The following is a 3,725-nucleotide window of genomic DNA, read 5'->3' on the forward strand; positions in this document are numbered from 1 at the left end:
TCCTACGGGGTCTCACCTTGGCCGCTGATCCCGCAGGAGTCGAGTACCCTCCGCTCTAATCAACAGGTGCTAAAAATCAGCATTTACCTTAAAAAAGCCAATTAAGGGTTCAGTGGATCATGATTATTATTTAAATCCAATGGATTGTTAGGTCCTGTCTGGTTCAGATTGCTCAGGTTCGGCGGTGTTTGCGGTGGGCCAGGGTTTACAGGGTTGTTATTTTTCATTTTCTGCTGCTGGACCGCTGCCTTATTGATGCTTGTTTTTTCAATTTGATCATCGAACTTAGCCAGATATTTTGACGCGAAGTTCTTGCCGCCAAGTCCGAATGCCAGTCCAAATGCTAAAGCGAGTCCGCCTAGAGTCAGGATGAAGGCTGCATTCACAATAGATGGAGCTACTCCTAATTGGTCAAGTGCCATAAACACAGAGATTGTTATGATCGCATACTTTGCGATCGTGGCAAGCACGTTGGAGGATTCACCCTGCAGTACGCTGCCAAGGACTTTTTTCGCAAGACTGCCAAGCCATAGGCCGACTCCAAGGATGACCAGCGCGGCTACAACGTGTGGAATATAACCAATCACAGCTGTGGCGAGACCCACGAAGAAATCAAGTTTCACAACATTCAGTGCTTCCGCTACAAATAAAAGGACGACGAAAATTTGGACAATATAGCCGATGATTTCAGAGAAATTCAATGAGTTTGGACGCTTCGCTGTGCCCATCCCTTTAAAATAGGAATCAAGACCCATTCGTCTTAATAAATCAGTTGTGAACCTCTTAAGCCATTTGCCAAGCCACATACCAATTAAAACGAGAACAATCGCAACGGCGATGTTAGGAATCATCGTCAGGATGTCATTGAGCATAGCGATCGCCGGAGTTGAGATTCCTTCAATATCTAGGCGCTCAAGTGCTGCAATCACAGTCGGGATCAAGATGAATACAAAAGCGATTGTACCGATTACGCGAGAAAGACTTGTACCCTCAAATAAGCGGGATAACCCAAAACGATGGACTAATTTTTCGGTTCCAATGCTTTGCAGGAAGTTTGTCAGGATATCGCGGACAATTTTAGCGACAAAATAACCGACGATTAGGATTAATGCAGCAGCGAATAATTTAGGGATGAAGCTCAGGATACCCTGAACCATGTTTTCGAACGGCTCGGATACTCCGCCTAAATTGAGTGCTGATAAAACTGCCGGCAATGCCATCAGCAGGACAAGATAGAACACGATGTTAGCAACTTTGTCGACTGCACTTGTTGTTTGCATGTTATCATCTGTCAGCTTATACTTGCTTAGTTTTTCATGTACACCTAATGTCTTGCCGCCTTTTTGGATCAGGAATTTCAATCCTGAAGCAATCAGCCAGGCAAATAATAGAATAAGACCTGCTTTTAAAATATTCGGGATCGCTGATGTAATAGTAGAAATCATTCCAACGAGCGGCTCTGTAAGAATATATAAATCCAGGATGTTCAAGAACATGATGAAGACGAATACTAGAATTAAAATATAGACAATTTTACTGATGATTTTCTCTGCTGAATATTTCTTGTTATTCATGTTAGAAAAAAGCTTGTTATCAAGGCTTGTTTTTTGCAGTCCTTTATAAACCGCTTTTTCAATCAATTTTGCCACAAGCCATCCAACTAACAGGACAGCAAGAGCGATCAGCACATTTGGCAATTTGCCGAGGATGCCGTCCCAACTGTTATAAAAATTATTGTACAAACTTCTCACTCCTTATTCATTTGGCTTTGTGATGTCAGCTAACTTGTCGCTGCAAACAATGAATCTATTAGGAAAAAATCTTAGTTAGCTAGCAAGCATACTTTAATCTACCCAAATGATGGCAATGTAAACAGGGGTGGATATATTGCTTCTGACAAGTATTTTGGAAGTCACCAGGAATATGAATGCGTCATTGAAGGATTTTTGAGCAATGGGAAAGGACTTGTAAGAGCTGTAGACAGGAGAATTCCTGAGGCTGGATATTGTACGGGTTTGAAGGGGGAAAGGCTCTTTTCTAATTCCTCAATAACAAAAAACCGGACCCAGTCGCCTGGGTCCGGCTGAAATCATCATGCTTTTTTTGCCTTGCGCACAAAAAGGTAAATCAGATAACCAACTATCGCCACTACGCCTACACCTGCTGTCAGGATGGCAAAGTTCTCTTCAATAAACGGCATCGCCTTGTCTCCAAGGGCAACAATGATCGCGGCTTCAAGGAAGAATCGCGCTCCTCGGCCGATGATCGACCAGATGATGAGTGTCGGGATCTTAACTCGGGAGATTCCTGAGAAAATCGTGAATACTTTATATGGAATGGGCGTGAAGCCAGCAATCAAGATTGCCATCGCGCCATATTTCTCAAAATACTTTTCTACCTTGATTATTTTTTCTTCTTTTATAAAATATCGCAGGATTGGCCGGCCAACCTTTTTTCCGATATACCATCCCAGCAGCGCCCCAAGAACGGATCCGGCAGTCGTAAGGAAGGCGTACCAGAACGCACGGTCAGGATTCGCGATTCCCATCGGGATCATCAAAACGTCAGGCGGGATTGGGAAGAAGGAGGACTCCATAAAGGACACGATAAATAGTCCAACAGAGCCGAATTCAAGCAGCCAATCTTCAAAAGTATGTATCCATTCAGACATTAAGCAGTTACTCCTTTAAGTTGATATAGTAGAAAGTATAACATTACTGAAACGTTAAGAGCCAATTCTACAAGTGAACATGGTATCCTAAAGAAGAATTTGAATGTAAAAGGATGTTGTAAATGGAATACATACTTTTCTTTGTGCTTGGCGGACTAATCAGTGTTTTGTCGGGATTCTTTGGAGTAGGGGGAGGGTTCATCCTGACGCCGATTTTACTGCTGATGGGATTCTCTCCACTTCAAGCGACAAGCTTGTTTTTTACGGTGGGAACCTCTTTATCGGGAATCACAGCCCATATTAAGCTGAAAAATATCCTCTGGAAAGAGGGACTGATCATGGGAACGAGCGGAATTGCGGCTACACAGCTGGCGAGACCGATGGTTTATTATCTTGAAGCCCGTGGCTGGGATGATATCGTGATCCCATTCATGTATATCGTATTGCTCGCTTATTTTGCGTTCAGTATGATTCGCCAGGGCAAAAAGTCAGACGAAGGCGTCATCGCACCCGAATCATTTTCAGTGCCTAAATTAATGGCGATCGGATTTGTCGGCGGTTTCGCTTCTGCTGCGCTCGGTGTAGGAGGAGGCTTCATCATTGTGCCGCTGATTATCACGATGCTTGGATTTAATCCGAAGAAGGCTGTTGGGACAAGCCTTTTTGCAGTTCTCCTGATCGTGAGTGTTGGTTTCGTTTCCTACGCTGTCAAAACCGATATCGACTATGTGATCGGCTTGATGCTGATCGCCGGCGGGCTGATTGGCTCTCAATTCGGCGCGAGGCTGACGGGTTATTTTCAGAACAAGGAAATGAATGCGATGCTTGGCATGCTTTACCTTGCTACACTTGCAGGAGCCGTGCTGAAGCTGTTTGCTTTAAATAAAACAGGGCTGGCAATCATGAGCATCTTCATTGTCTATTTCTTTGCCCGTTCTTTTGTGAAAATAAATCAAGCAAAACACATACCAAAAAAAGGCTGAGGATTCTCAGCCTTTTTCTATACGGATAAGAAAGTATAAAATGTACTTCGAGAATGTCCAGCTCCAGCGCC

3 protein-coding genes are annotated in these 3,725 nt (G+C 43.7%); 1 reads left to right on the top strand and 2 read right to left on the bottom strand.

Going from position 1 to position 3,725, the window contains the following annotated elements:
* Positions 1-101: 101 nt before the first annotated feature.
* The gene (locus V7201_RS07770) at positions 102-1,742 is read right to left on the bottom strand and encodes a mechanosensitive ion channel (RefSeq protein WP_335376220.1); all 1,641 of its coding nucleotides are present in this window, start codon (positions 1,740-1,742) and stop codon (positions 102-104) included.
* Positions 1,743-2,092: 350 nt separating this feature from the next.
* A complete protein-coding gene (locus V7201_RS07775; RefSeq protein ID WP_335376221.1) occupies positions 2,093-2,671 on the bottom strand; it encodes a YqaA family protein in 579 nt (192 codons plus the stop codon).
* 122 nt (positions 2,672-2,793) lie between these two features.
* Here V7201_RS07775 and V7201_RS07780 point away from each other — a divergent pair, with 122 nt between their 5' ends.
* Positions 2,794-3,654 carry a sulfite exporter TauE/SafE family protein gene (locus tag V7201_RS07780; RefSeq protein WP_335376222.1) on the top strand — a complete coding sequence of 287 codons (861 nt, stop codon included), beginning with the start codon at positions 2,794-2,796 and terminating at the stop codon, positions 3,652-3,654.
* The last annotated feature ends 71 nt before the right edge of the window (positions 3,655-3,725 follow it).

Origin of the sequence: Bacillus sp. JJ1122 (assembly GCF_036964885.1) — a bacterium.
Classification (GTDB): Bacteria; Bacillota; Bacilli; order Bacillales; family Cytobacillaceae; genus Mesobacillus.

What these genes read in the sequence shown, in the direction of transcription:
- V7201_RS07780 (WP_335376222.1), top strand. Translation starts at nt 2,794, where the DNA reads ATGGAATACATACTTTTCTTTGTGCTTGGCGGACTAATCAGTGTTTTG.
- V7201_RS07775 (WP_335376221.1), bottom strand. Translation starts at nt 2,671, where the DNA reads ATGTCTGAATGGATACATACTTTTGAAGATTGGCTGCTTGAATTCGGC.